Consider the following 26,098-nt stretch of genomic DNA (forward strand, 5'->3'; position numbering starts at 1 on the left):
TCCGCCTCCTTTTTTTATTTTTCTGCTTCATACATTTGCAGATTCGCATAAACTGTTTCTAATACTGGTGCAGCGAGAGATAAACGTTTAGCTTTTTCAAGCAAAAATCCATGCAGGTGGTCGCCTTCTGTCGTTTGGCCGTTTTCCATATCCCGAAGCATGGAGGACTTCATATGATAAGACATGCTGGTCATCGTACGAAAGCTCTCTTCCTCAAGATCCGGATCAGCCGGAACACCTTCTTTTCGTAAAACAGCGCAAATTTCCCCAATAAGAGTTTGGGCCGTGTGACGTCCGGCTTCTGTGGCGAGGATTGGGCCAAGCGGTCGTTGAAATAACGTTGTGATCCCCGCTTGCGCTGCAATAAAGAGATACTTTTTCCAAATGTCCTTCTCGATATGCCCGCTAATGATGACTTCAGCCTTCACACCTGAAAATGCCTCTTCAAGCGCTCTTATCCGCTCCGTACGCTCGCCGTTCCATTCTCCAAATACAAAACGATGCGATGTGCTCGTATGATGAATTTCTCCTTTGTTGTCTAAAGCACTTTCTATAAAACACAGGCCGCCCAGCACCTGTTCTTTTGAAAATGCCGCAAATAGCTGCTCATAGTGGCGGTACCCATTTAAAAAAGGGATAATGACAGATTCCTGATGGATAAATGGTTTGACATCGTCTATCACTTGGCCAAGCGAGTATGCTTTAGAAGCAATGATAACGACATCAAATTGCCCTGTTTCTCCGGCACTGATTAGTTCGGGCTGAAATGATACATTCCCTTTTTCACTATGGATGACAAGCCCGGTTTTTTTCAGCTGCTCAGCTCGTTTTTGGCGCACGAGAAATGTCACATCATTTCCTTTCTCCGAAAGCCGTCCGCCAATATACCCACCTACTCCACCTGCTCCGACAACTAAAAATTTCATGTTGTGATCTCCTTTCATATTTAGGTATCAAAAAAAGCAGAGAAATCTCTGCTTTTTTTATTCCGCGTATAGTTCAGTCAATTTTTTCTGCACATCAGCATTTTCAAGGAACTCGTCATAGCTCATTTGCTTATCGACGATGCCGTTAGGTGTAATTTCTATAATTCTGTTGGCAATGGTCTGCACAAACTGATGGTCATGGGAAGTAAACAGCATAGCGCCTTTAAAGCTGATTAAGCCGTTATTGAGCGCTGTAATGGACTCTAGGTCTAAATGGTTAGTTGGCTCATCCAAAATTAAAATATTGGCGCCAGAAAGCATCGCTTTCGACAGCATACAGCGGACCTTTTCTCCCCCGGAGAGTACGTTTGCTTTTTTGTGGACTTCCTCTCCAGAGAACAGCATGCGTCCTAAGAAGCCGCGTAAAAAGCTCTCACTTTGGTCGTGCGGAGAATATTGGCGAAGCCAGTCTACAAGGTTCAGATCACTGCCTTCGAAATATTCGCTGTTGTCTTTTGGAAAATACGCCTGAGATGTGGTAACACCCCATTTAAACGTTCCGCTGTCAGCTTCCATTTCCCCGGAAATGATTTTAAACAGCGTAGTAACAGCAAGTTCGTTTCGGCCAGTGAAAGCAATTTTATCTTCTCGATTCATAATAAAGCTGACATTGTCAAGCACCTTTACGCCATCAATTGTTTTTGTTAAGCCTTCCACGCGAAGAACATCATTTCCGATTTCCCGTTCCGGCGTGAAGTTAACATAAGGATAGCGGCGGGAAGACGGTTTAATATCATCCAGCGTGATTTTTTCGAGAAGTTTCTTTCTTGATGTAGCCTGCTTAGATTTAGACGCATTGGCGCTGAATCTAGCGACAAACTCTTGAAGCTGTTTAATCTGCTCTTCTTTTTTCTTGTTCGCTTCTTGAGAAAGCTTTAACGCCAGTTGGCTTGACTCGTACCAGAAATCATAGTTTCCGACATAGATTTGAATTTTGTTAAAATCAAGGTCGGCAATGTGCGTGCATACTTTATTTAAGAAGTGGCGGTCATGGGATACGACAATAACTGTGTTTTCAAAGTTAATCAGAAACTCTTCAAGCCACTGGATTGCCTGAAGGTCCAAGTGGTTCGTCGGCTCATCGAGGAGCAGAACATCCGGCTTGCCGAATAATGCCTGTGCCAAGAGAACTTTTACCTTCTCCGAACCGCCGAGGTCTGCCATCTTTTTTGTGTGCAGATCTTCTGAGATACCAAGGCCTTTTAACAGGATCGCAGCTTCACTTTCCGCTTCCCAACCGTTCAGTTCCGCAAATTCACCTTCTAGCTCAGCAGCACGAATCCCATCCTCATCTGAGAAATCAGGCTTCATGTAAATAGCGTCTTTCTCCTGCATGACTTCATACAGGCGTTTGTGGCCCATAATGACCACTTTCAGCACTTCATACTCTTCGTACTCAAAATGGTTCTGCTTCAAGACGGCAAGACGCTCGCCAGGACTCATATGCACGTCGCCTGTCTGAGGCTCGATTTCGCCTGACAGCACCTTTAGAAACGTTGATTTACCGGCACCGTTTGCACCAATTAACCCATAGCAGTTGCCTGGGGTAAATTTAATATTAACATCTTCAAATAACTTGCGATCCGCAAACCGCAAGCTTACATTATTTACAGCAATCATTTATTATCCTCCATCATGTCTATCATCAATAAAAGTATACCATGAATGCAGGGCAAGAGAAATGATTCCCTGATAAAACAGAGAGAAAACACTTATACACCCAAACCAGCCAGCTGTGTTACAATTAAAGAGAGAGAATGCATCCGCTCGGAAAATTACACACTCTCATGGAGGAACACGTTGAGGCTTTTAACACTTACTGAATATTGCTTACTGATCTTTTTTACGGGCTTTTACCTTGCCGTAACAGGCTTTACCGCCAAAGATATCGGCTTATATATAGGCATAGCCCTTATTTACATATTTTCACACATTTTTTCTAAACGGCTTTTAGAAAAGCGCGGAAAAGAGAACAAACAGGTTCACCTTTTCTTCAGTGTGCTAGCTATTATCGGTTCAGTGTTCATCACGGTTTTATGCATTGCATTGGTCGCTTCTTTTTCAAAATAAAAACGCCTGCTGTCCTAGGCCAGCAAGGCGTTTTTATTTTGTTTGACGCATTTCGTTAAACGGGAAAAAGACAAACTTCGATGTGCCGACAATTCGATCTTCCGCGATCAGTCCCAGCCCGTTTCGGCTGTCCATAGAATTCAGCCGGTTATCTCCCATGACAAAGTATTTGCCTTTCGGAACCTTAACCGGTCCAAAGTCTCCTGTCAGACTGACACCAAGTTTTTCTGCTTCCTTCTTGTTTTTAGACAAGTAAGGCTCGGCTACTTTTTTACCGTTTATATAAAGCGTGTCATCCTTCATTTGAACGGTTTCTCCAGGCTTTCCGATCAATCTTTTTACATAATGGATTTTAGAAGTTTCACCGTTGATAATAACGATATCTCCGCGCTTCAGCTCGCCGATATAGTTGACTGTTTTATTCACAAACAGCCTTTCTCCGTCATGTAATGTGGGATACATAGATGAACCTTCAACTAAATACGGTTCAAACAAAAAGTGACGGATCAGGAGAGCCAGCAGAACAGCGATGACAATCGCTTTACCCCATTCCAGGTACGTATTGGTTTTTTTCTTCGCCGTTTTCTCAGTATTCGTATTTTTTTCCTCGGTCAAAGTGTTTCCTCCTAGACAATTGCTATGTCAGTTGTTTCTCTTCTTTTACTTTATCATAAAAAAGAATAAAATACATAACTTAACCGCGCTCCCTGCCGGCCGGATAAGAAAAAGCGTCCTTTCGAACCAAGGACGCTTTTTTTCTTATTTTTCTGTAACAGGTTTTTTGACGATACCGAGGATAATTGCCATCACGACAGCACCGATCACGATACTTAAAAGGTAAAGCATCGGATGGTTTGTAATGAAAGCTACGAATACTCCTCCATGAGGCGCCGGAAGCGTTACTCGGAAGAATTCAGTTAATCCGCCGGCAACAGCTGCACCGACTACAGCAGCTGGTATGACGCGAAGCGGATCAGCCGCAGCAAATGGGATCGCTCCCTCTGTTACAAAAGCAGCTCCCATGAAATAGCATGTAATACCAGCTTCACGGTCACGCTGAGTGAATTTGTTTCTGAAAATGGTTGTTGCAAGTGCGATACCAAGCGGAGGAACCATACCGCCGGCCATGATTGCTGCATGAGGCGCATAGTTGCCTGCATCGATCATGGCGATACCGAACGTAAAGGCTGCTTTATTAAGCGGGCCACCCATATCGATCGCCATCATGCCGCCCAAGATAATACCCATTAACACAAGGTTTCCAGTACCAAGGCTTTCAAGCCAGTTTGTTAAGAAATTCATAAATGCCGCTACAGGTGTATTGACGACAAATTGCATTAATACGCCAGTGATAAAAATACCGAACAGCGGGTAAATCAAAACAGGTTTTAATCCATCAAGTGACTGAGGGATAAACGTAAATACTTTTTTCAGTAAAATCACAACATAACCGGCAAGGAATCCGGCAATTAAGCCGCCTAAGAATCCAGCATTCGCTTGAGTAGCCATAAAACCGCCGACCATACCAGGCGCAAAACCAGGACGATCTGCAATACTCATCGCAATGAAACCGGCCAGAACTGCAACAATCAGTTTTAATGCATTGTCGCCGCCGATAAAGTTTAATGCTGCTGCAAACGTGTTGTAGCTAGGATCATTCGGATCAGCAGAGTGAATTCCCCAGAAGAATGAAATCGCAACGAGAATACCGCCGCCGACTACGAACGGAAGCATGTTGCTGACACCGCTCATCAGGTGCTTATAAAACGCGTTTCCGATACCGCTTCCAGACTTGCCTCTCGCTTCTTCATCGTCGTTTGAAGCTGCTGAACCGCCGCCGCTGCCTTGATAAATCGGCGCATCTTGATTCATCGCTTTTTCGATAAGCTCTTGCGGACGTCTGATACCCGCCGTTACAGGAACTTGAAGTACGCGCTTGCCTTTAAAACGTTCCATTTCAACCTGCTTGTCCGCTGCGACAATGATTGCAGGGGCATCTTCGATTTCTTGGGCAGTGAGCTTGTGCTTAATGCCGCTTGACCCATTTGTTTCGACCTTAATTTCCACTCCAAGCTCTTTCGCTTTTTCTTTAAGGGCATCCGCAGCCATGAATGTATGGGCAATACCTGTCGGACATGCAGTAACCGCTAAAATTTTTCCTTTTCCGGCAGGTGCTGGTGCCGCTTCTTCTTCTTCTTCCTCTTCGTCATCATCTTTATCGTGCTGATTAATAATGTCGATGATGGCATCTTCAGACTCAGCTTCAAGGAGCTGCTTACGGATTTCTTCACGCATTAACAGCGTTGAAAGTCTTGACAATGCTTCAAGGTGAGTGTTGTTTGCGCCTTCAGTCGCCGCGATCATGAACACTAAGTGAGCCGGCTGGCCGTCTAATGATTCATAATCGACGCCGTCTTTTGAACGTCCGAACGCGATCGCCGGGTTGATAACGCTTGCCGTTTTCGCATGGGGGATAGCGATTCCTTCACCGATACCCGTGGAGCTTTGGCTTTCGCGATTTAAAATGGCTTCTTTATAGGCTTGTCGGTCATTTAACTTTCCAGCCTTATCAAGAACAGTGACCATTTCGTCAATAACATTTTCTTTTTCTTTGCTCTCAATATTAAGCTTTATCGTATGCTTCGTTAAAAGCTCAGTTATTTTCACTTGTGTTTCCTCCTCTATAGACGTGTGACCTTAACTTCAGGAAGAAGCTGCTGGACAAATTCTTCTGTTCCAAGTTCTTCAGAGAACGCGGTAGCACTGCCTGAAGTAACTCCTAAGCGGAATGCTTCTTCAAGCGGCAGCTGTTTGGAAATTCCGGCAAGGAAACCTGCAACAACGGAATCCCCTGCTCCGACTGAGTTTACCAATTTCCCCTTTGGCACGTTAGCAAAATAAACAGCTTCGTTCGTAAACAGAAGCGCTCCGTCTCCGGCCATTGATACAATTACATGTTCAGCGCCTTGTTCTACAAGCTTTTTCCCATAAGGAACAGCTTCCTCAACAGATGTAATGGCCGTGCCGAACATTTCTCCAAGCTCATGATGATTTGGCTTCATCAAAAATGGTTTCATTTCTGTTGCTTTCAAAAGAGCCTCGCCTGAGATATCCAGAACAACTCGTGCGTTCTGCTGTTTGCAGGCCTCTGCGATTTTTTCATAAGTATCGTGAGGGAGTGAAGATGGAATGCTTCCTGCAAGAACGACGATATCTCCCTCTTGCAAAGATTGGAACTGTTCTAAAAAGGCTTTGAAATCTTCATCCGAAATTGTCGGTCCCTGCCCGTTAATTTCAGTTTCATCACCAGTTTTCAGCTTTACATTGATACGGGTATCCCCTTTTACTTCAGAAAAAGCTGTTTCCAGGTTTTCTTCCCGTAAAAATGTTTTGATATATTCTCCGGTAAATCCGCCGACGAATCCGAGCGCTTTAGACGCCACATGGTGTCTTTTCAGCAGTCTCGATACGTTGATGCCTTTGCCCCCTGGATACTTGGTATCATACGAAGAACGGTTCAGGCCTCCTACAGTAAAATCTTCAACGTGAACAATATAATCGACAGATGGATTAAGTGTTACAGTGTAAATCATGGTTTCACTACCTTTACGACAGTTTTTTCTTGGTAATTATCGAATGTAAGCTCTTCAGCGTCAGTCGTAATGATTGTTGCGTCGCCTATTCCGGCGAATGCCGAAAATGAAATTTCTCCGAACTTCGAAGGGTCTGCTAAGACGTAAGCGTGTTTTGCCTGTTTGATCGCTTTCTGTTTTAAAAGGGCTTCATCAGGGTCCGGCGTTGTGAATCCAGCCTCTGTATGGACACCGTTTGTCCCCAGAAAACTCTTGTCAAATCTGTACTGGTCCATGGCAATCAGTGAAGCGCCTCCAATAATCGCGCCCGTTCTGTGCTTTACGTATCCTCCAAGCAGATAAAAAGAAATTTCTTTCCTTATTAAGGCATCGATATGCATCACCCCGTTTGTGACAACGACAATATCTTTGGTTTTATCCATAAAATCAATCATGTGCAATGTCGTCGTGCCTGCATCAAGGTAAATGCAATCCCCTTCTTCTAAAAGAGAAGCTGCTTTTTCAGCAATCTTCAATTTATCGTGAAGGTTTTTGGATGATTTTTCAAGCATATCGGGTTCAAGTCTGATATCGGAAAGCTTGGCCGCTCCACCATGAACGCGCTTTAAAAAACCGCGTTCTTCAAGGGTCGATAAATCTCTTCTGATTGTTGATTCAGAAGCATTAGTCAGATTTATAAGCTCTTGAATCTTTACCACATCATGCTTTTCTATTTGATCAATAATCAATTGATGCCGTTCAGGAGTTAGCATGCTTCACCTCCTAATGAAAACGTATTCATTTTGAATGCAATTTCATTGTAAACGCTATTTTCGGTTTAGGCAACTAAAATCATTCAAATTCATTCAATAACTATCAAAATCTTTCACGTTTCTCCATATTAACGTATGTCTATAGGGTTTGTAAACTGTAAATTCGACAAAAATAAGGACAATTGTACGACATTTTCTTCTTATTTTAATGAAAAAAGTCTTTTATATTCATAGTAGAAATCACTAAACATAAAAAAACCTCATGCATGTTGCATGAGGCTACTCATAACGCAGCGCTTCAATGGGATCAAGCTTTGCAGCTTTATTTGCAGGAAGCATACCGAAAATAACACCAATGAGCATACTGAACAGCACGCCCCCGCATACAACCTGCCAGGATATGAGTGACGGCCAGCCCGCAATGGCTGAAACAAGCGCGGCCCCTCCGTATCCAATACCAATCCCGACCAGACCGCCAATCAGCGTCAATACGACTGATTCAATTAAAAACTGAGTCAGAATCTGTCCCCTCGTCGCACCAAGTGATTTTCTGATTCCGATTTCCCGCGTCCGTTCTGTGACTGATACGAGCATAATATTCATGACACCGATTCCGCCGACCAAAAGGGAAATACCTGCAATTGAGCCGATAATCGTCGTCATAATTGCAGTTACTTTGCCAATTCCGGCCGCAATCTCTTCCATATTCATCACTTGATACGAATCCTCTGTGCCATGATTGTCATTTACCAGCTGTGCTGCTTCTTTTCCTGCCGATTTTATGTCGTCTGCTGATTCGACCTGCAATGATACGTTACTGAAATCGCTTGTGCCAAAAGAGGATTTCATCATATTAAATGGCACATACATTTCACTTAAACCGAAAGAAAGCAAGCCTGTTTCTTTTTTCAGCACACCGATAATTTCAACGGGCTGTCCGTTTATCCAGACAACTTCACCTAAAGGGGAGGTTTTATCGAACAGTTCTTCAGCCATCTTTTGAGAGATGATTCCGGCTCTATTCCCCGCAAGAAAGTCATTGTCGGTAAATGTTCTGCCGCTTTCGATTTCTAAAGAATTGACATTCATGTATCCATCATTTATTCCGTTAACCGTAGCATCGGTTTCTTCTTCGTGATAACGCGCTTTCATACTTTCAGAAGTCGAAGCAACGACTTGTTTAATGCCTTCTATTCCTTTTAAACCTTTAATATCGTTTTCTGTAAACGTAGATTCAGCTGCGGCGTTCGGGTTGCTTGCAAGCTCCTCGTCGCTAGGCATATAGTACAGCTCCACAGTATTTCCCGGGCCGCTGATCGACTGCTTCAGCATTTGCTCGCCGCCCTGTCCTACCGCAACGACAACAATGACAGAGCCTACACCAATGATAATGCCGAGCATCGTTAAGATCGAACGCATTTTATGGGCAAGGACAGAGCTTAGAGCCATTCTGATGTTTTCTAACAGGCTCATTCTCCCACACTCCTTTGTCCGGAGCTGGCAGGAACAATGTTTCCGTCACGCACCATGACGATCCGATTCGTGCAATCTGCTACTTCAGGCTCGTGAGTAACCAGAACGATTGTCGTTCCCTCGGCATTTAATGCTGTAAACTGATCCATAATCGCCTCGCTTGTTTTCGTATCCAGCGCGCCGGTCGGTTCATCAGCTAAAATCAATTTCGGCTCATTCACGATCGCCCTCGCAATCGCCACCCGCTGCTTCTGCCCGCCCGACAGCTCGTTGGGCATGTGGAGCATTCGATCGGCTAACCCGACCTTTTCCAATGCTCTCTCAGCCCGCTCTTGACGTTCTTTTTTGCCTATTCCGGAGTAAATCAACGGCAGCTCGACATTTTTTTTTGCGTTCAGCCGCGGAAGAAGCTGAAATTGCTGAAATACAAAACCGATGGACCGGTTACGGACTGCCGCCAGTTCTTTATCTTTATATGAAGAAATGTCTTCGCCGTCCAATTTATATGTACCGGAAGTCGGCCGATCAAGACAGCCGATAATATTCATGATCGTCGATTTTCCTGATCCTGACGGTCCCATAATCGAGACATATTCACCTTGATGAATGTCCAAATCAATAGAATGGAGAACATCAAACGTTTCCTTTCCGATCTGGTAGCTTTTTCGCACATTAGAAAGCTGAATCATTTAAGATTTCACTTCCATTCCGTCAGTCACCTGATCAGATGGATTCAAAATGACTTGATCATCTTGGGTAAGCCCCTCTTTAATTTCTGTCAGGTCATCTGTCACTTCGCCGATTTTGACATCAACTCGCTTTGCTTTTCCGTCTTTTACTGTATACACATAATATTGGTCATCTTCTTTTTTGACTGCCTTTGAAGGAAGCGTATTTGCTTTCCGTTTATCTGTTTCAATATTCATGATAAATTTAAAGCCTGGCTTTCCTTCTGGAAGATTTCCTTTTATTTTCACTTGAAGCGGGTATTGGACCGCCTGTTCTGTTCCTTGTGCCGCAGCGCTCTCCTGCTGATCCGGAACAAGCCCGACTGCGGAAACCGTACCTTTCCATGTTTTACCCTGTATTACATCTGAAGTGAGTGTGACCTTCTGGCCTTTTTTGACTTTCAATGTATCGTATTCAGACAATTTCCCTGAGACGACAAGGTCTTTTGGGTTGCCGATATGTATGACAGGCTCTTGAATATCTGACTTTTTGGATGCCGCTTCTTGGTTGACAGAAATAACGGTGCCTTCAATTTCGCTTTTCACTTCTAAATCTGACACCCGGTTGGCAAGTGACTGCCGCTGAAGCTCGGTTTGTTTTAATTCGATCTCCGCTGTTTTTTTCTGCATTTGAAGCTCTGTCCGTTCAGATTCGATTTGTTTTTCTGCTTCTTTCTTTCCTACCTGTTTTTCCAGTTCTCTTTCTTTGCTGTCTAAGGCTTTTAACTTTTCTTGAATTTGGTCAATTTGAAGCCGGTTGGATTCAGACGTTAACTGGTTCTGTTCTTTTTCCAGGCTCAGCTGCTCATTTGTATAGGTGACTAAAGGCGTGCCCTTTTTAACTTTATCGCCTTCCTTAACTTTAATGTCTTCTAATGTCCCTTTATCCGCTTCATAAAAGACATACTGTTCATTTGAAAATTTTAGCGTGCCAGGAACCATAACCGTTGATGAGATTTCATTTTCTTCAACGCTCCCCGTCTGTATCTCCTTGCCGGCGCTGCCGCTTGTCGGAGCGGCAGACCGGTATATATTGATTCCAACAAAAAGAGCGACTATAACTGCGATTCCAATTCCGATCCAGACTTTTTTCATGAGCTTATGCACCCGCCACAGAATTGATTAAACCTGAAAAAAGCGAAAATACAACTAAAATTCCGAATAGAATGATTGCTGAAATCCATCCGGCTTTTTTGGAGATGCCTCCCGTTTTGTGAAGTCCGATTGCTAATAATACAAAGCTCCAGATGCTGAAAATTTCAAAGGTATTTAACACGCTGGCAAGAGCCCCGTCAGATGGGATAATCCCTGCCAGTGACGTCGTGCTGTAAAGAGGATTCACGTCAGTCGTAAAAGCAACGATTCCATTAACCAATAATCCGAGACTGCTAATCAAAGAGACAAACAGGCCGAGAGAAAGCATTTTTTTATATGTCGTAACACCGCCTGATACTTTTACACAGAGCCAATAAATAAGAGGGGCAATAAATAATGCTGCGATACCGCCGATAATAGCGCCTGCCATTCCGCCAACTTTGGTTATTGTTGCGACAGTTTCCATTTGTTCAGCAGATAGCCCTTGCGTATCCTGGCTTTTCAAAAGCTCACTATAATCCGTACCGAGTGATTGCAGCACGGCACCGACGATGATAATTGCTGCAACAATCAAAAGCGGTCCCCACACAGCCGGCCTTTCTCTTATTCTTTCAAATTGAACGGACGGACTTGTGATTACTCCTAAAAGTGAAGGCTTTTCAGTCGCCGTTCCGCTGTTTTTTTCTACATTCGTTTCCATTTCAAAACCTCCTTGAGAATATCTAACAAATAGTACGGGAAGGATATCAAAAAGTTTCATGTTTTTCTAATAAATTTCCAAAAGCCTTCAATATTGAAGGCTTTTCATATTATTCTATCGCTGTGCTGTATTGCGCTTTCACAAGCCCGGCATAAATGCCTCCTTTAGCAAGCAGCTGATCATGGTTCCCTTCTTCTATTTTCCTGCCGTGATCAAGAACAATGATGCGGTCGGCGTCGCGGATCGTAGACAATCTGTGAGCGATCATCACTGCTGTACGCCCTTTCAGAAGCGTTTTTAACGCTTGCTGAACTTTTACTTCTGTCTCTGTATCAATGCTTGCCGTTGCTTCGTCAAGGATGATAATAGCCGGATCGGCGAGCAATGCTCTTGCAAAGGAAATGAGCTGACGCTGACCGGCAGACAGTACGCTGCCCCTTTCCTCCACCTCTGTTGCGTATCCTTCCGCTAAATCGGAAATAAACTCATCCGCTCCGACCGCTTGGGACGCTTTCATCACCTCTTCATCCGAAGCATTTGGCCTTCCAAAACGAATATTTTCCATGATGGTCCCAGAGAAAATAAATGTATCTTGCAGGACAATGCTGATTTGAGAGCGCAGACTGGCAAGGGAAAGATCCTTAATCGGTATACCGTCTATTTTAATGGTGCCTCCGGTCGCATCATAAAAACGGCTGATTAAATTGGCAATCGTCGTCTTCCCGCTCCCTGTATGCCCGACAAGCGCAAGCGTTGAGCCCGCCGGAATAGAGAAAGAAACGGCGTGAAGGGCTTTTCGTTTTTCATCATACGAAAATTCAACCTCTTCAAAACTGATCTCCCCATTTATCTTTTCATTATGAATGGCATTCGGCTTCTCCTTGACATTTGGCTGTTCGTCCAGAAACTCAAAAATCCGTTCTGATGATGCCATCCCCATTAACAGCTGATTATAGACCTGACCCAGTCTCGAAATAGGTTCCCAAAACATTCCAAGATAGAAAGCAAAAGAAACGAAGACACCAATCGTAATGGTTTCATTCATGATGAGTGTGGCTCCATACCAAATCAAGACAGCCGTCCCAATCGCATTCGTCATTTCTACAAGCGGACGGAACATGGCATTTTTTCTAGTTGCTTCCCGCCATGATTCGTAGTTCTCCTGATTGACACCGTCAAAATACGCCATGTTTTCTTCTTCCTGCGTAAATGCCTGTGTGACCCGGATGCCCTGAATGCTTTCGTTTAGATGAGAGTTGAGCTTCGATTGCTTTAGCCGTACCGTTTGCCAGGATCGGCGTATTTTTTTTCTGAGACTTGTTGAAATAAAAAACATAATCGGCAATGTCACCATGATGGCTATAGTCAGCTCAGGGCTCAGCGTAAACAAAATGATAATCACACCGGCCAGAAGCAGCAAGTCGGTCAACAAATTGATGACTCCGCTTGTAAAGAGCTCCTGAAGAGAGTTAATATCATTCATGATCCTGACTAAGATCGATCCCGCCGACCGCTGATCAAAAAATCGATGGGATAAGCGCTGCACATGGGTAAATAAATGCTGTCGCAAATCGTAAATGACATGCTGGCCAAGCTGATTCATCCACCTGATTCTTAACACATTGGCGGCGTAATTGAGGACATATAAACCGCTAATAATAAAAATGAGCTGAATCAGCAGCTCCGGGTTTCTTCCTGTAATCGCTTGATCAAGAACATAAACGCCGATCAGAATGGGGATCACAAGCTTCACAGCAGTGCCAATCAATACGGTGAGAAAAGAAAGCGGCAAAATTGTTTTTCGATATGGTTTGACATAGCTCAGCAGCCGCCACATTTGAGCCCAGTTAAACGGCTTTTCAATGATTTCATCTGAAGAGTAATAGAAACGCTCTAAAATCCCCTGTTTTTTCGTTTGTTTCATTTGGCCCCTCCCTATCCGACCTCATGCGGCTCATTAATCATTTTGACATCACGGTATTGCAAATCGTAAATCTTTTTATAGTAGCCGCCTTTTTCAAGAAGCTCATGATGTGTTCCCCTTTCACGAATGCGTCCTTTATTAAAAACGAGAATTTCATCGGCGTGTTTCAGTGAAGAAATGCGGTGAGCGACGATAAAGGTTGTGCGGTTTTTCATGACTTCTTTTAAGGCAAGCTGTATGCTGTGCTCCGTTTGCATATCTACTGCACTTGTGGCATCATCCAATATTAAAATGCTCGGGTTCAAGCAGATGGCTCTCGCAATGGCAATTCGCTGTTTCTGCCCGCCGGAAAGCCCCATTCCCCTCTCTCCCAGCATGGTGTCATACCCATCAGGAAGCTCCATAATAAAGTTATGAGCCTGCGCCCTTTTTGCCGCTTCGATGACGTCTTCCATTGAGGCATCCGGCCGCCCATACGAAATATTTGATCTAATCGTAGATGAAAACAGGAAGGATTCTTGAAGTACGACCCCGATATTGGAACGAAGGGTTTTTAACGAATAATCTGTGATGGGTTTGTGATCAATGGTAATCATTCCGCTAACAGGACTGTAAAATCTGGTGAGAAGCTGTGTCACTGAGCTTTTGCCTGAACCTGTCGGGCCCAACAGTCCGATTACCTTCCCGCTGTTTGCCTCAAAGCTTACATTGCACAGCGCGTTTGTTTGTTCTTTCCCGTATGCAAGAGAAACATTTTTGAAATGGACATCTCCGGTTAATTTTTGTTTATGCAAAGCATGAGGATGATCTGTAATGTCTTCTTCTTTTTCCAGAATGTCGAGCAGGCGTTCCCCTGACGCTTTTGCTTGAGAGAACATATTGATGACAAAACCTAAGTTCATAATGGGCCACATCATATAATTGACAAGGCTGAAGAAAGCAACAAGCTCGCCGGGATTGAGCTGATTTTGCATAACCAAGTAACCGCCGTATGAGAGAAGAGCTACAATACAAATGTTACCAATGAACTCCATTAAAGGGAAATACGCAGACCAGATGGATGATGTTTGTAAATACTGCGCCCTGTATTCTGCATTGGCTTTATTGAAAGTGCTGATCTGAAAATCTTCCCTTGAAAGAGATTTAACCGTATTAATGCCGCTGATATTTTCCTGAACTTTTGTATTGAGTTTCGCAAACGATTTGCGGATGCCTCTGAAGGCGGGATGGACTCTTTTGTCAAACCGGTATACCGCAACCGCGAGAAATGGCAGAACAGCTATTGTCACAAGCGTGAGAGGAACAGAATAGTAAAACATAACCGACAGGCTGATGGCTACCAGCAGGCCGAAGCGAATGAGCTCAGCGAGACCGTATGATAAGAAAAAACGAAGCCCTTCAACATCAGCAGTCAGCCTGGACATCAAATCTCCTGTTTTCGCGTTATCATAGTAAGAAAAAGAAAGCCGCTGCAGTTTTTCATACAGACCATTTCTCAGCCGATAAACGGATTTGATCCCGAACATATCACCTAAATACTGATGAAAAAAGGTAGCCATTCCTTTCAAAACCATTACCGCAATAAATCCTAAGCTGACCCACGCCGCAAGCTGATACTGCCGTCCCAGTACGATCTCATCAATCGTAATTTGCAGGATAATCGGATAAACGACAGTAATTGCTGTCATCAAAAGCATGGCTAGAAGCGACCACGTAAACACTTTTCTGTACGGCCAATAATACATTTTTAATCTTTTAAATGTCTCCATATCCAGCACCTTTCCAACATTTATCATCTTCACTATATCGATACCCGAAATAAATTTCTATTATTTTTCAAAATTTCAGTCTAATTATGGAGTGAGTCTCTTACTTTATAGGGAGTAACATATGTAGAATAAACGCTTACAGAAAATCATTGTATGCTGAGGATACTTGGGGATATGCCAATGAAATACAGAAAAACCGGACGGCTGAAATGCCGTCCGGTTTTCATCCCCCGCTGACCGGCGGTATGATGGCTACCGTTTCACCCGAAGATACAGAGGTATTTTCTTTTACATAGCTTTCGTTAACGGCAATCATAGCCGTATCAATAGATTCAAGACCGTATTGTTCTTTTAGACTCGCTTTTATTTCATCTGTGGTTGCTTGTTCCACATCTATTTCTATTGCTTGTGTACCGGCCTGTTCAGCCAGTCCTGCAAATAAAAGAATTTTAATCATGCTGCTCTCCCTCGCTTAGGTCTGGTTTTCCGTTCGGATAAGCTGTTGTTCCTAGCTGGTCGCCGATCCATTGCTCACCGTCTTCCCAAATTTCTTTTTTCCAAATCGGCACAATCTGTTTAATGCGTTCAATCGCATACTCATTGGCTTCATATGCGGCTTTTCGATGGGGAGAAGATACAGCAATCACTACCGCTGCTTCACCGATATCGAGCACACCTATACGGTGCGTGATCGCAGCTGAGGCACCTTCCCATTTTTCTTCGATTTCAGCGCCGATTTGAGCAAGCATTTGCACGGCCATCGGTTCATATGCCTCATATTCAAGCCGAACCGTTCTTTTTCCGTTTGTCCATTCCCGAACCGTACCAATAAATGTCGTAATGGCTCCTGCTTCCCGTTTCTCCACTTTTTTGATGATGTCTTCAGTATTAATGGGTGTTTTCGTAATCTCAAACCGTTCCATTATGCAGATTCCCCCTTCAGCTGTGAAAGCACAAAATCCACGGCAACCGGATCATCCGCATGAAAAACGGGTAATCCCTGATGCTCTGTCATTTGCTCTTTTTTTCTATAGATGATGGCGATTATATTTACTGCTTGCAGCGCTTTCAGATCTTCCTTTTCACTTAGGATAACCACTTTAGGATAAGGGGCTTTTTTAAAGCCTTCAATCAGAAGACAGTCTGTTTCGAGAAATTGGTATAACTCAATCAGCCGTGCCAAATCCCAATTGCGGCGGGCAGTCAGCTGTAACACACCAGCACCTTCTACCGCTGTTACATCAGCACCTGCCGCCTTGTAACGGTCCGTGTCTTTTCCTTCCGTGAGCGTTTGCGGTTCACCGCCGTGACCATGATGCTTCAGGCAGCCCAAATGGACTCCCTGTTCAGAGGCTTTTTCAAGAATGCGCTCAATAAACGTTGTTTTCCCGCTGTTTTGAAATCCTACAACTTGGACGATCGGGAAAGGACGGACCAAGGCCATTCACTTCCATTCTCTTCTCTGATGAGCAGTACTTGAACCGTTCTGCCAGATTCGTAGCCTCGCGTGCCGCCCGGCAGGATAATAAATGCATTGGCATCTGCAAGTGATGTGACAGAGCTCGACTTATCTAAGCCAACGGGTGTCGCCAACAGCTTCCCTTCCTGATGGTGCACGAGCGCACGAACAAATCGGGTAAATGGGTTCGGCTTCGGAAAATCCTTGGTCAAAACAGCTTCCGCACAAATTGAATGCGGTGTTTCATTGAGCAGCCATGTCTGGATTATCGGTTTGACAAACAGTTCAAAACCAACATAGCATGCCGACGGATTACCTGAAAGGCCAAACAGCAGCATATCGTTTGCATGCGCCACCGTTGTCACGCTGCCCGGGCGCATGGCAACTTTATTAAACAGCACGTCCGCTCCGAGTTTTTCATAGATCGCAGGCAAAAAGTCAAAGTCACCGACTGACACACCGCCAGTTGTGATCAGGAAGTCCACCTTTTTCATCGCTTCTTTAACTGCAGCAAAGCTTTTATCCAGTTCATCAGAGATTTTCCCTAAATAAAGCGGTGTTGCGCCTGCTTCTATCGCTTGCGCATATACCATACTCGCATTGCTGTTGCGGATTTTTCCCGGTTCCAGCGGATCACTGACATTCAGCAATTCGGTACCGGTTGCGATAATCCCGACTACAGGCTTTCTCACGACAGGCACAGATGCGTATCCGAATGTTGCCAAAAGAGCCGTCACTCCTGGTGTCACCCGGGTACCCTTTCTCAGTAAAACACTCCCTTTTTGAGCGTCCTCACCTGTTTTTGAAATATTATCCCCCGTCTGAAAGCGGCGTTTTAAAGACATAAATGACTTCCCATTCTCCTCAAAGGTTTGAGTCAGTTCAATCATGACGACTGCATCTGCCCCTTCAGGGATTTGCGCGCCAGTCATAATCCGCACAGCCTGAAACGGGCCAAGTTCTTTTTCAGATACTGCTCCCGCTCCAATATGGTCAATAACTTCAAACCGAACTGGGTTTTCACGTGAAGCTTCTGCCGTATCGCACGCTCTGACAGCAAAACCATCGTATGGCGAACGATCAAACGCAGGTACGTGGTGATCCGCAGTTATATCTTCGGCTAAAAACCGATGAAGGCTTTCTTCCAGCGCCACCAATTCTGTTTCACCTTGTTTTTGAAAATGGCAGACACGCCGAACTGCCTCGTCTACCGGTATCGGTGTTCGTTTCTCCAGCATTCTGACCCCTCCTGTTGTTACAGTCCAATCACTCTTGCCAACACGGAGTTGGCTTCTTTCACATCATTTGTTCCATGCACCAGTGCCCGTCCGTCATTGAAAATGACAATTCTGAAATCCTCGTAAAAAATATGCAGCAAAAACGCATTAGCCTCGACCTTGCCGATTGCTTTCAGCCGCTTAATGAGCTCCTGTTTCGGGATTCTTTTTAATGATTCTGACCTTACCTGCACTGTATCACGGCCGCATAGTACAGCAGCTTTTGGTGTGTTCCAATCCTGAAGATAAGGATATACCGCATTTGCTCCGCAAGATGGGCATTCCTCACGGCGTACATGATTAACGTTAATCTTCATATGCGAATTGTTCCAGACATCAAATGTCACAAAACCCCGCTGTATTGCTTCTATTTGGCCGGTTAACAGCTTTAATGCCTCAGCCTGCTGATATGCTGAAACGATATGCACAGCAGGCGGAATAATGCCGGCAGTATCACACGTCGCCCCGCCAACAGGAATTTGCTCAAACAAACAAGACAGACAAGGGGTTTCTCCGGGAATGACAGTCATGAACATTCCCTGGCTGCTTACACAGGCGCCATAGACCCAAGGTGTCTTTGTTTTCTGGGCAAGATCGTTTATCAGCATGCGGGTTTCAAAATTATCTGTCGCGTCGATCACGACATCTGCTTTTTCAATCAGCGGCTCAAGCGTTTCGGCTGTTCCTTCGGTAACATACGCCTCAATATGTATCTCGCTGTTAATCGCTGATAGATGCTCTTTGGCAGCCATGGCTTTCGGCATGCGGAGTTTGGCATCGCTTTCTGTATAAAGCTGCTGCCTTTGAAGATTGCTCCACTCCACATAGTCACGGTCAATAATGGTAATAGTACCGACTCCCGCTCTCGAAAGCCCTTCAGCTCCTGCAGTGCCGAGCGCTCCCGCTCCGACAATCAGCACATGGCTGTCTGCCAGTCTTTTCTGGCCCTCTTCCCCAATTTGCTTAAATCTGATTTGCCGTGAATAACGTTCCTCCATCAAACCTGTTCTCCTTATCTTTTATGTCATCTTATCATGTTATTGCCCCGTCAGTCCCGCTTGAGGGAGTTCGATTTTTCTTCCAAACAGCTAAAATCATCACGTGTATTAATGTTGATAAACTCTGCCGGGTTTGCTCCGATATTTTCAGCCTGTACGTAACAAACCGAAATTCTGCCTAATAAATCTGATATTCTCAACCTCTTCTCAGAAAGCTGATCGTATAGAACTGGCATGATACGTTTGTGGTAAATCGCAATCAATGGCTGCACTTGTCCGTCTGAAATTGGGACTACCGCGTCAGCACCGGCAGTCATCAGACGTTTGAGCTCCAGTATCGTCCTTCTTTGTATCAGCGGTGTGTCACAGGAAAGAACAGTATAAAGATCACCGTCTGTCTTTTTAAAAGCGGTATATATACCAGCCAATGGCCCCATGCCTTGAAATGGCTCAGCATCTTGATACACTTCATTTTCACCGTTTTCTTGAAATCTATCAATAAATTCGGGACGGCTGATGATAACCGTTTGTTCTCCAAGTGCCTCTTTAGCGCATTCGTAAAGCATCCTGCCCTTCCATTTGACAAACGCCTTCGGTTCTCCAAATCGCCGCGAGGCTCCCCCTGCCAGCAGTACGTTTACATGCTTCATATCATCTCACCTCTAGTTTCGTTAAAAGCATAGCAAAAGCAAAGGCTCAACGCTACTGCTTGTCTGTTTATTAAAGAGGAATAGCTGTTCAGTATTTGCATATTGTAGTGTTAACATCATGAGGGAGATGGTTCGAATGAAAAGATCAGGTCCTTTTTTCCACGACGTGTCTCAGGAGAACCTTTATTTAAAATCCGAGCTTTCAAGGTGCCATAAGCTGATTTCTGAACTTGAAGCAAGCTACTTTCATCAGAAAAATAACAAATTGCTCAAAGAAAATACCGATATGAAAGAAAAACTCCAGCAGCTGTCTGCCGAATTAACACATATGTCAACAAAAGAAAAACATGCCTCCCACACCAGCCAAACCCTGCACCAAATAAGAGCTGAACTGCTTGATAAAATCGTTGTTTTGCAGGAGCTTCTATCTGCTGAAACCTATAAACGCAGAGCCGAAATCGAAGAAAAACATAAACTTCATATTGCTAAAGTCAAAATCGAAGAAGAAAATAAAAATCTTCATAAACGGATCAGCGAACTTCAAGCCTCAATTGAGCAAGAACAAAATGCACTGCTTCAGGCAAAACAGCAAGCCGAATTGATAAAGGCCGAAAATGGGCGTCTAAAAGAGCAAATGGTAGAAAAAGAATATCAGCTAAAACATATTAAAATAGAAGTTGATCATATGAAAGATCGAATCATAGAAACGAAAGAAAGACTGCTAGACATAGAAAAAACGAAAGAAAAATTATTTCACGAAACTATTATATCGTATAAACGGCAGCTTGATGAAAGCGATGCCTGGATTGCTTCTCATTTTGCCGATATTGATGGCGGCACAAAACAAAAAGAAAAAACGGAAGAAGAAGCTCCAGCGGCCTACGCGCAGCCATATCATGTAGAGACCATCCTTGAAGATGTCACCAAACAGATACATGTGCTCCAAAAACAGCTTGCCCGCGCCCAATCATCAGACCAGGCCAAGAGCCATACAATCGAAGAGCTGAAAAACAGAGCCGCTGAAGAAAAGCCTTATCAAAAGTGGGTGTATAAGCTTAATCTTGAAAAAGAAAACAAACCTTCACAGAAAAAACCTCAATAAAAAAACTGCTTGAGCGATGCCAAGCAGTTTTTCTTTATATTTATTCATTAGCTGATTCAGCTGATTCTGCAGATTCGATTTCACCCTCTAAAATGTACTGCCCGCGATATGGTTTTTTCACTTCCGGGTACATTTTAATTAAGCTTTGCATAAACGTTGTCATATTAGGGATTTCAAGACCGCTTTCTTTTTCAATCTCTTTTTGAAGCTCGGAGCTCTTAATCGCCGCGTTGTGGCGTTTTAATGTTTTAATAGCAGCTTCACGCAGCTTCGCTGCTTTTGATCCCGGTCTTGCCGTTCCTCTTCTTCTTCGTGTTGTTCCGTCTGGTATACCGGCAGGAAGAGAGGAAATAGATTGAAGCTGAGGCTGGACAGACTGCTGCTGTGATTGCGGCTGATAGCTTCTGATTTCCTGAGCCGCAAGCTCAGCGAGAACCGGCAGAGAGTCAGGTTTTTTTTCAGAACGGAAATCCTTTTTGATTTCGGAAGGGCTTCCATTTCTGTCCAGCTCTCTTAATTTTGCGTATATTTTATCACGTTCAATTTGATATTCACGAATGACTTTCACTTCAGCTTCATTTAATTGTTCTAACCGCAAGCGCAAAGCTTCTCTTTCATTAAACATTCCTCAATGTACCCCCTATCAAAATTAACATCTTTAATTAAGATATTAGATTACAAAAGTAATTTTATCAACTATTATTTTAGCATTTTACTATTATATTTACTCTATGAAAAATTCCTTATTTTCTGAAAATGTTTTATTTTTCAAAAGAGTCCTTTATTCTCAAGGGATTAAGGGGCTTTCTAGTTTATTTGGTATAATGTTGAAAATATATATTTTACTTACTTCTTTAAAGGAATTTAGTGTAATATCTACAATTTTCGAGTTATGAGATATGAGATTTATCTAAAATTGAGGAAAAACATCAAAAATTAGCTGTGTTTTCTAGCGTATCAATCAAACAAACCATCAATTCCTATACCCAAATTTGGAAAAATAAGCTTCTTACTCTTCTTCCATTGCTTTTTGCACAAATAAAAAACCTGATGTGATCAGGTTTTTAGGAAATACTATTTAGTCAGATACCTATTCCGTTTCAGCCAGAACGCGGTTCACACGTTTTTCAAGCATTTTCATACCGCTCCCGCCGGCTTGGAAGTGACGGAGCTGTCCTGTTTTATCAAACACATAATATGCAGGTACGTATTCATTTTCAAATGCATCGGTTAAAGTATGGTCACTGTCAACAAAAATCGGCTGGGTGATATCGTGTTCAGCAGCTGTTTCTTTAATTTTACCAAGGTCAAGATCATCTTCGGAACGAGGCATATGCACAGCTACAACATTCAGTTGATCTTGATATTTATCACGAAATTCATTCACTTGCGGCATCGCTTCTTTGCACAAGTGGCAGCTGATGGACCAGAAATGAATAAGCGTCGGCTTTTCCCCAATCAATTGCTCTCTCGTCACTTCACCATTTAACCAAGCTTTTTCTCCCGTCAATTCCGGCATGGGCTGACGTAATTTCATTGCTTTTCCCTCCTATTTAACAGAAAGGCCTAACGAATATGCTAGACCGCTTTTCGTTCTTGGAAAGAATTAAAGTGTTTTTTGGCCTGGTTTCCAGTTAGCCGGACAGAGTCCGCCAGTTTGCAGCGCCTGGAGAACACGAAGCGTTTCATCAACATCACGTCCAATGTTGTTATGGAAAACAGTTTGGTATTGGAGCTCCCCTTCAGGATTAATAATAAACAATCCGCGCAAAGCCACACCTTCTTCTTCGATTAAAACGCCATATTCCCGGGATACCTCATGGTTTGTATCAGCAGCAAGCGGGTATTTCAGCTGGCCAAGACCGTTTTCTTTGCGGTCTGTATTGATCCAAGCTAAATGAGTATGGATGGTATCTGTTGAAACCCCGATGACTTCTGCATCAAGATCTTCGAACTCGTCATAGCGGTCAGACATTGCTGTAATTTCTGTCGGACAAACAAAAGTGAAATCCATTGGATAGAAGAACAGCACTGTCCATTTGTCGTTTTTCATGTTTTCCTCAAGACTTACTTTACCGAATTCTTTGCTTGCAAGGACTGCTTCCATTTCAAAACGAGGAGCTTGTTTACCTACCATACGTTCTGCCATATGTATCCCTCCAATTTATTGTTTGGCTTAAAGGTCAAAATCGCATGAAAATAAAGGGTGATTAACCATTTTTAGTTATATTGCAATGCCATTATATAAAAGCAGATTTCCCGAGTCAATTTTTAACAAATCATGTATGTCTTTGGCTTCGACATTTTTGAATAAAACGTTTAACATGGTCATGTACAGGGTAACTAGTCTCAATGTGCAGCAATCAATTAGAAAAGGAGCTCAACATGGACTTTATTAAACAATATGATTGGGCGGGACTGATTACAAATGCCGGTGTTCTGCTCATTAAACTCGCCATTATGATATTGCTCTATTTTATCGTTCGATCATTAGGCATGAAAATCATTAAACATCTGTTTGCAAAATTCGAGGAGCAGAATAGCTTGTCTATCGGACGTGCACATACGCTCCGAAGCCTGACTCTTAACATATTTGCTTATACATTGATTTTCATATTTTTCGTCATGGTTCTAGATTTGTTTCATTATGATCCAAGCGCTCTTTTAGCGGGGGCAGGAATCGTCGGCCTGGCTGTCGGATTTGGCGCCCAAGGGCTTGTCAGTGATATCGTGACAGGTTTTTTTATTTTGCTTGAGAAACAATTGGATGTCGGAGATTATATTACCGTTTCCACCTTTGACGGAATTGTCGAGCAGGTTGGCTTAAGGACAACTCAAATCCGCAGCTTTGACGGAACACTGCATTACATCCCCAACAGAAACATCACAAACGTGAGCAATCATTCTCGTGGTACCATGCAGGCTCTTGTTGACATTAAAGTGCCGGCTGAAAGAAATATTGATGAAATGATTCATATTTTACAGCAGGTTTGTGATGAAACGGCAGCGGCTCTTCCACAAATAAAAGAAGGCCCAAATGTCATCGGGATTCAAGAACTGGGGACTTCTGAAATTGTAATCAGGGTCATTGCCAAAACAGAAAATATGGAACAGTGGCGAGTCGAACGAGTGTTGAGAAAAGAAATAAAGAACGCGTTCGACCGCGCTTTCCCTAAAGAAACAGAATAAATAAAAGAACCGAAGCTTTTTGCTTCGGTTTTTTTATTACTGAATTCTGCTCTCAACTTCGCTACAAATTTCTTCAGCCGTCATCCCGGAAGCTGTAATGACAGGTGCTTGTGTTACCGTATCGGCTATCCCTTGCACATTATTATCAAGACCTGTTACGACACAGCAGTCACAGCCTTGAGCATCAGCAGGGCTTTTCATCATTACAACGTCATATCCTTTTTCTTTTAAAGCAGCTTCTACATCTGATAACGATTGTTCAATTCCAATTTTTTTAGCCATTTTTGAACACCTCCGTTTACTAGAGTGCTCATTTTATGGAATTTTATTCTTTCATTTGTACTTAATTGGCATAAACAGAAAAATAACCTGTCATGACATTAACCGCTGTTTCTATCGCATTTTCATCGGGATTCAGCTTAGCATGATGAAGCCCATGTTCAGAATCAGCGCCGAGCCAGAACATGAAGCCGGGATATTTTTTCAGCATGTAGCCAAAATCCTCCCCAGTCATTGCTTCTTTTGCTTCAATTACTGTCGCCAGTTGATGTTCAGCAACAAAAGACATAAATTCTTCTGTTAATCCGCTCGTATTGTAAACTTGGTGATATACAGACGGATATGTCACTTTTCCTTTGCAGCGGAATCCGATTTCGATTCCTTTCACTACATCTTCAATCCGTTCCTTTACCTGTTTCATCGATTCTTCAGAAAGCGTGCGGATCGTGCCTTCCAGGTGGGCCGTTTCCGCAATGATATTTTGTGCCGAGCCTCCGGTAATGGTACCAACTGTAATAACAGCACTGTCTAGCGGATCTGTGTTTCTAGAGATAATCGTTTGCAGCTGGGTGACAAGTGTACTTGCTGCTACAACCATATCCTCAGCCAAATGCGGATATGCCGCATGTCCCCCTTTGCCTTCCAGATCGATGACTAGCTCTGATGTATTCGCAAATAGAAGGCCGCTTTTTGTCGCAATGGTGCCTACCGGAAGCTCTGGAGCAATATGAAGCGCAGTGATGAAATCAGGCTGCCACTTTTTTAATACATCGCTCTCAAGCATTGGTTCCGCACCGCCAGGCCCTTCCTCTGCCGGCTGAAACAGAAAAAGCAAATCTTGTTTGACTGGGTGGTGAACAAAATGATCAATAATGCCGAGTGCAATCGTCATATGCAAATCGTGACCGCAGGCGTGCATGTTGCCGTGATGCTCTGATGCGAATGGAAGACCAGTTTGCTCTTCTATAGAAAGCGCATCGATATCCGCTCTGTACGCCAGCATTTTTTCCGGCGCCGTCCCGTTCACTTTTACAAAAAGCCCTGTTCGCCATTTCTCAATTTCAATTCTGTCTTGCGGATATTGTTCCAAGACATTTAATAAATACTGCTGGGTTTTGAACTCCTGAAATCCAAGCTCCGGTATACGATGCAGATCTCTGCGAATTGCGATGAGCTCCTCTTTCTTCATTTCTATTCCTCCTGCCTATACGAATAAGGCGTGGATATATTATCCACGCCTTTTTTATCAAACTTTTCCTTACAGCTGGCGTAATTCCTGCTTGATTTCAGTTTTGCCTTTTGTTTTTTCATCAATGTCTTTGATTTTTTTAGCTGGTGTGCCTGCAACGACAGTGTATGGCTCAACGTCGTTTACCACGATCGCTCCCGCAGCAACAACAGCTCCTTTACCTACTGTTACACCTTCAAGCACAACAGCATTTGCGCCGATTACGACGTCGTCTTCAATCACAACCGGTTTAGCGGATGGCGGCTCAATAACGCCCGCAAGTACAGAACCCGCGCCGATATGGCAGTTTTTTCCGACAGTAGCTCGTCCGCCAAGCACAACGTTCATATCAATCATTGTGCCTTCACCGATGACTGAACCGATATTAATAGAAGCACCCATCATGATGACTGCGTTATCACCGATTTCAACTTGGTCGCGGATGATCGCGCCCGGCTCGATACGCGCTTTGATGTTTTTAAGATCAAGCATTGGGATCGCAGAATTGCGGCGGTCATTTTCAACCACATAGTCTTCGATTTTGCTTTGGTTTTCTTCGATTGCTGTTTGGATTTCGCTCCACTCACCGAAAACGACACCAGTGTTTCCGTTGATAAAAGCTTTCGCAGATTCGCCGAAATTGATTCCTTCCAGCTCACCTTTCACGTAAACCTTTACAGGTGTTGATTTTGTACTATTTTGAATAAATGAAATAATTTCATTTGCGTCCATCATTTTCATATGTATAGTCCTCCTCCTGATTTTCTACCTCATTACTGTATCAAAGGAAAGATACAAAGACAAGAAAAAAAGGAACAGCCGTTTT

At 43.5% G+C, this 26,098-nt stretch carries 27 protein-coding genes; 3 read left to right on the forward strand and 24 right to left on the reverse strand.

Translation table 11 applies throughout. The annotated features are described in order from the left end of the window. Window positions 1–14: 14 nt before the first annotated feature. Entirely contained in the window at window positions 15–926 is a 912-nt protein-coding gene (locus M1D94_RS13485) for a ketopantoate reductase family protein (protein WP_103803558.1), read from the reverse strand. A 57-nt stretch (window positions 927–983) separates the two neighbouring features. Beyond that, the gene (locus tag M1D94_RS13490) at window positions 984–2,606 is read right to left on the reverse strand and encodes an ABC-F family ATP-binding cassette domain-containing protein (protein WP_003232344.1); all 1,623 of its coding nucleotides are present in this window, start codon (window positions 2,604–2,606) and stop codon (window positions 984–986) included. A gap of 180 nt (window positions 2,607–2,786) precedes the next feature. On the opposite strand from M1D94_RS13490, the gene M1D94_RS13495 reads away from it, so the two are divergent. Then, a complete protein-coding gene (locus M1D94_RS13495) occupies window positions 2,787–3,056 on the forward strand; it encodes a hypothetical protein (protein WP_003232345.1) in 270 nt (89 codons plus the stop codon). Between the two features lie 33 nt (window positions 3,057–3,089). Here M1D94_RS13495 and sipT read toward each other — a convergent pair whose 3' ends face one another. The 16 genes from sipT to M1D94_RS13575 all read right to left on the reverse strand — a co-directional run bounded on the left by sipT (window position 3,090) and on the right by M1D94_RS13575 (window position 19,474). Beyond that, window positions 3,090–3,671 (reverse strand): signal peptidase I sipT, encoded by a 582-nt coding sequence (gene sipT / locus M1D94_RS13500; protein ID WP_003232348.1) that lies wholly within the window; start codon window positions 3,669–3,671, stop codon window positions 3,090–3,092. Window positions 3,672–3,815: 144 nt separating this feature from the next. Continuing rightward, window positions 3,816–5,723, reverse strand: a complete 1,908-nt coding sequence (locus M1D94_RS13505) for a PTS fructose transporter subunit IIABC (protein WP_038829599.1) — start codon at window positions 5,721–5,723, stop codon at window positions 3,816–3,818. Between the two features lie 14 nt (window positions 5,724–5,737). Further along, window positions 5,738–6,649 carry a 1-phosphofructokinase gene (gene pfkB, locus M1D94_RS13510; RefSeq protein ID WP_003244923.1) on the reverse strand — a complete coding sequence of 304 codons (912 nt, stop codon included), beginning with the start codon at window positions 6,647–6,649 and terminating at the stop codon, window positions 5,738–5,740. Continuing rightward, window positions 6,646–7,401 carry a DeoR/GlpR family DNA-binding transcription regulator gene (locus M1D94_RS13515; RefSeq protein WP_014476685.1) on the reverse strand — a complete coding sequence of 252 codons (756 nt, stop codon included), beginning with the start codon at window positions 7,399–7,401 and terminating at the stop codon, window positions 6,646–6,648. The genes pfkB and M1D94_RS13515 overlap by 4 nt, the downstream gene beginning before the upstream one ends. 279 nt (window positions 7,402–7,680) lie before the next feature. Next, window positions 7,681–8,874: a sporulation-delaying-protein transporter subunit SkiZ gene (gene skiZ / locus M1D94_RS13520; protein ID WP_015252177.1), complete on the reverse strand. Its 1,194-nt coding sequence runs from the start codon at window positions 8,872–8,874 to the stop codon at window positions 7,681–7,683. Then, a complete protein-coding gene (yknY, locus tag M1D94_RS13525) occupies window positions 8,871–9,563 on the reverse strand; it encodes an ABC transporter ATP-binding protein YknY (protein ID WP_072174084.1) in 693 nt (230 codons plus the stop codon). The genes skiZ and yknY overlap by 4 nt, the downstream gene beginning before the upstream one ends. Further along, complete coding sequence (locus M1D94_RS13530) at window positions 9,564–10,697, reverse strand: efflux RND transporter periplasmic adaptor subunit (RefSeq protein ID WP_038829597.1); 1,134 nt, start codon at window positions 10,695–10,697, stop codon at window positions 9,564–9,566. It abuts the gene before it with no gap. A gap of 4 nt (window positions 10,698–10,701) precedes the next feature. After that, window positions 10,702–11,397, reverse strand: a complete 696-nt coding sequence (gene yknW, locus M1D94_RS13535) for a toxin SDP protection protein YknW (RefSeq protein ID WP_122894577.1) — start codon at window positions 11,395–11,397, stop codon at window positions 10,702–10,704. 109 nt (window positions 11,398–11,506) lie between these two features. Further along, window positions 11,507–13,321, reverse strand: coding sequence for an ABC transporter ATP-binding protein (locus M1D94_RS13540; protein WP_151870255.1), 1,815 nt, complete (start codon window positions 13,319–13,321; stop codon window positions 11,507–11,509). 11 nt (window positions 13,322–13,332) lie between these two features. Further along, window positions 13,333–15,090, reverse strand: a complete 1,758-nt coding sequence (locus M1D94_RS13545) for an ABC transporter ATP-binding protein (RefSeq protein WP_038829592.1) — start codon at window positions 15,088–15,090, stop codon at window positions 13,333–13,335. A 223-nt stretch (window positions 15,091–15,313) separates the two neighbouring features. After that, entirely contained in the window at window positions 15,314–15,547 is a 234-nt protein-coding gene (gene moaD, locus M1D94_RS13550) for a molybdopterin converting factor subunit 1 (RefSeq protein WP_041850877.1), read from the reverse strand. After that, window positions 15,540–16,013, reverse strand: coding sequence for a molybdenum cofactor biosynthesis protein MoaE (locus M1D94_RS13555; RefSeq protein WP_172851022.1), 474 nt, complete (start codon window positions 16,011–16,013; stop codon window positions 15,540–15,542). The genes moaD and M1D94_RS13555 overlap by 8 nt, the downstream gene beginning before the upstream one ends. Beyond that, a complete protein-coding gene (gene mobB, locus M1D94_RS13560) occupies window positions 16,013–16,534 on the reverse strand; it encodes a molybdopterin-guanine dinucleotide biosynthesis protein B (protein WP_172851023.1) in 522 nt (173 codons plus the stop codon). The genes M1D94_RS13555 and mobB overlap by 1 nt, the downstream gene beginning before the upstream one ends. Continuing rightward, entirely contained in the window at window positions 16,495–17,787 is a 1,293-nt protein-coding gene (locus M1D94_RS13565; protein WP_161985963.1) for a molybdopterin molybdotransferase MoeA, read from the reverse strand. The genes mobB and M1D94_RS13565 overlap by 40 nt, the downstream gene beginning before the upstream one ends. Window positions 17,788–17,804: 17 nt before the next feature. Beyond that, on the reverse strand, window positions 17,805–18,824 hold the full coding sequence (locus M1D94_RS13570) for a molybdopterin-synthase adenylyltransferase MoeB (RefSeq protein WP_041335765.1): 1,020 nt from the start codon (window positions 18,822–18,824) through the stop codon (window positions 17,805–17,807). Window positions 18,825–18,874: 50 nt separating this feature from the next. Beyond that, complete coding sequence (locus M1D94_RS13575; RefSeq protein WP_021479380.1) at window positions 18,875–19,474, reverse strand: molybdenum cofactor guanylyltransferase; 600 nt, start codon at window positions 19,472–19,474, stop codon at window positions 18,875–18,877. A 136-nt stretch (window positions 19,475–19,610) separates the two neighbouring features. Here M1D94_RS13575 and cse15 point away from each other — a divergent pair, with 136 nt between their 5' ends. Further along, window positions 19,611–20,576 (forward strand): spore protein Cse15, encoded by a 966-nt coding sequence (gene cse15 / locus M1D94_RS13580; RefSeq protein WP_021479381.1) that lies wholly within the window; start codon window positions 19,611–19,613, stop codon window positions 20,574–20,576. Window positions 20,577–20,616: 40 nt separating this feature from the next. Here cse15 and rok read toward each other — a convergent pair whose 3' ends face one another. The 3 genes from rok to ahpA form a co-directional block, all read right to left on the reverse strand. Further along, the gene (gene rok / locus M1D94_RS13585) at window positions 20,617–21,201 is read right to left on the reverse strand and encodes a transcriptional regulator Rok (protein ID WP_014113628.1); all 585 of its coding nucleotides are present in this window, start codon (window positions 21,199–21,201) and stop codon (window positions 20,617–20,619) included. A 465-nt stretch (window positions 21,202–21,666) separates the two neighbouring features. Beyond that, window positions 21,667–22,113 carry a thiol-disulfide oxidoreductase YkuV gene (gene ykuV / locus M1D94_RS13590; RefSeq protein ID WP_041850881.1) on the reverse strand — a complete coding sequence of 149 codons (447 nt, stop codon included), beginning with the start codon at window positions 22,111–22,113 and terminating at the stop codon, window positions 21,667–21,669. A gap of 69 nt (window positions 22,114–22,182) precedes the next feature. After that, window positions 22,183–22,725 carry a biofilm-specific peroxidase AhpA gene (gene ahpA / locus M1D94_RS13595; protein ID WP_003245371.1) on the reverse strand — a complete coding sequence of 181 codons (543 nt, stop codon included), beginning with the start codon at window positions 22,723–22,725 and terminating at the stop codon, window positions 22,183–22,185. 236 nt (window positions 22,726–22,961) lie between these two features. On the opposite strand from ahpA, the gene mscT reads away from it, so the two are divergent. Beyond that, the gene (gene mscT / locus M1D94_RS13600; RefSeq protein WP_003244994.1) at window positions 22,962–23,765 is read left to right on the forward strand and encodes a small-conductance mechanosensitive channel protein MscT; all 804 of its coding nucleotides are present in this window, start codon (window positions 22,962–22,964) and stop codon (window positions 23,763–23,765) included. A gap of 36 nt (window positions 23,766–23,801) precedes the next feature. Here the strand turns inward: mscT and M1D94_RS13605 are convergent, their stop codons facing one another. The 3 genes from M1D94_RS13605 to dapD form a co-directional block, all read right to left on the reverse strand. Then, a complete protein-coding gene (locus tag M1D94_RS13605; protein ID WP_003232382.1) occupies window positions 23,802–24,047 on the reverse strand; it encodes a YkuS family protein in 246 nt (81 codons plus the stop codon). 61 nt (window positions 24,048–24,108) lie between these two features. After that, entirely contained in the window at window positions 24,109–25,233 is a 1,125-nt protein-coding gene (locus M1D94_RS13610; protein ID WP_015252188.1) for an N-acetyldiaminopimelate deacetylase, read from the reverse strand. 69 nt (window positions 25,234–25,302) lie between these two features. Further along, window positions 25,303–26,013, reverse strand: a complete 711-nt coding sequence (gene dapD, locus M1D94_RS13615; RefSeq protein WP_003218680.1) for a 2,3,4,5-tetrahydropyridine-2,6-dicarboxylate N-acetyltransferase — start codon at window positions 26,011–26,013, stop codon at window positions 25,303–25,305. Window positions 26,014–26,098 lie beyond the last annotated feature (85 nt).

It is taken from the genome of Bacillus sp. JZ109 (assembly GCF_053903135.1).

Bases quoted from the DNA above. Each gene is read 5' to 3' on its own strand.
- M1D94_RS13545 (WP_038829592.1), bottom strand. From the start codon at position 15,090: ATGGAGACATTTAAAAGATTAAAAATGTATTATTGGCCGTACAGAAAA.
- moaD (WP_041850877.1), bottom strand. From the start codon at position 15,547: ATGATTAAAATTCTTTTATTTGCAGGACTGGCTGAACAGGCCGGTACA.
- skiZ (WP_015252177.1), bottom strand. From the start codon at position 8,874: ATGAGCCTGTTAGAAAACATCAGAATGGCTCTAAGCTCTGTCCTTGCC.
- ahpA (WP_003245371.1), bottom strand. From the start codon at position 22,725: ATGGCAGAACGTATGGTAGGTAAACAAGCTCCTCGTTTTGAAATGGAA.
- cse15 (WP_021479381.1), top strand. From the start codon at position 19,611: ATGAAAAGATCAGGTCCTTTTTTCCACGACGTGTCTCAGGAGAACCTT.
- M1D94_RS13570 (WP_041335765.1), bottom strand. From the start codon at position 18,824: ATGGAGGAACGTTATTCACGGCAAATCAGATTTAAGCAAATTGGGGAA.
- M1D94_RS13555 (WP_172851022.1), bottom strand. From the start codon at position 16,013: ATGGAACGGTTTGAGATTACGAAAACACCCATTAATACTGAAGACATC.
- M1D94_RS13565 (WP_161985963.1), bottom strand. From the start codon at position 17,787: ATGCTGGAGAAACGAACACCGATACCGGTAGACGAGGCAGTTCGGCGT.
- pfkB (WP_003244923.1), bottom strand. From the start codon at position 6,649: ATGATTTACACTGTAACACTTAATCCATCTGTCGATTATATTGTTCAC.
- yknW (WP_122894577.1), bottom strand. From the start codon at position 11,397: ATGGAAACGAATGTAGAAAAAAACAGCGGAACGGCGACTGAAAAGCCT.
- M1D94_RS13605 (WP_003232382.1), bottom strand. From the start codon at position 24,047: ATGGCTAAAAAAATTGGAATTGAACAATCGTTATCAGATGTAGAAGCT.
- M1D94_RS13530 (WP_038829597.1), bottom strand. From the start codon at position 10,697: ATGAAAAAAGTCTGGATCGGAATTGGAATCGCAGTTATAGTCGCTCTT.
- M1D94_RS13490 (WP_003232344.1), bottom strand. From the start codon at position 2,606: ATGATTGCTGTAAATAATGTAAGCTTGCGGTTTGCGGATCGCAAGTTA.
- M1D94_RS13540 (WP_151870255.1), bottom strand. From the start codon at position 13,321: ATGAAACAAACGAAAAAACAGGGGATTTTAGAGCGTTTCTATTACTCT.
- mscT (WP_003244994.1), top strand. From the start codon at position 22,962: ATGGACTTTATTAAACAATATGATTGGGCGGGACTGATTACAAATGCC.
- dapD (WP_003218680.1), bottom strand. From the start codon at position 26,013: ATGAAAATGATGGACGCAAATGAAATTATTTCATTTATTCAAAATAGT.
- rok (WP_014113628.1), bottom strand. From the start codon at position 21,201: ATGTTTAATGAAAGAGAAGCTTTGCGCTTGCGGTTAGAACAATTAAAT.
- M1D94_RS13610 (WP_015252188.1), bottom strand. From the start codon at position 25,233: ATGAAGAAAGAGGAGCTCATCGCAATTCGCAGAGATCTGCATCGTATA.
- M1D94_RS13575 (WP_021479380.1), bottom strand. From the start codon at position 19,474: ATGAAGCATGTAAACGTACTGCTGGCAGGGGGAGCCTCGCGGCGATTT.
- mobB (WP_172851023.1), bottom strand. From the start codon at position 16,534: ATGGCCTTGGTCCGTCCTTTCCCGATCGTCCAAGTTGTAGGATTTCAA.
- M1D94_RS13485 (WP_103803558.1), bottom strand. From the start codon at position 926: ATGAAATTTTTAGTTGTCGGAGCAGGTGGAGTAGGTGGGTATATTGGC.
- M1D94_RS13515 (WP_014476685.1), bottom strand. From the start codon at position 7,401: ATGCTAACTCCTGAACGGCATCAATTGATTATTGATCAAATAGAAAAG.
- yknY (WP_072174084.1), bottom strand. From the start codon at position 9,563: ATGATTCAGCTTTCTAATGTGCGAAAAAGCTACCAGATCGGAAAGGAA.
- ykuV (WP_041850881.1), bottom strand. From the start codon at position 22,113: ATGAAATTACGTCAGCCCATGCCGGAATTGACGGGAGAAAAAGCTTGG.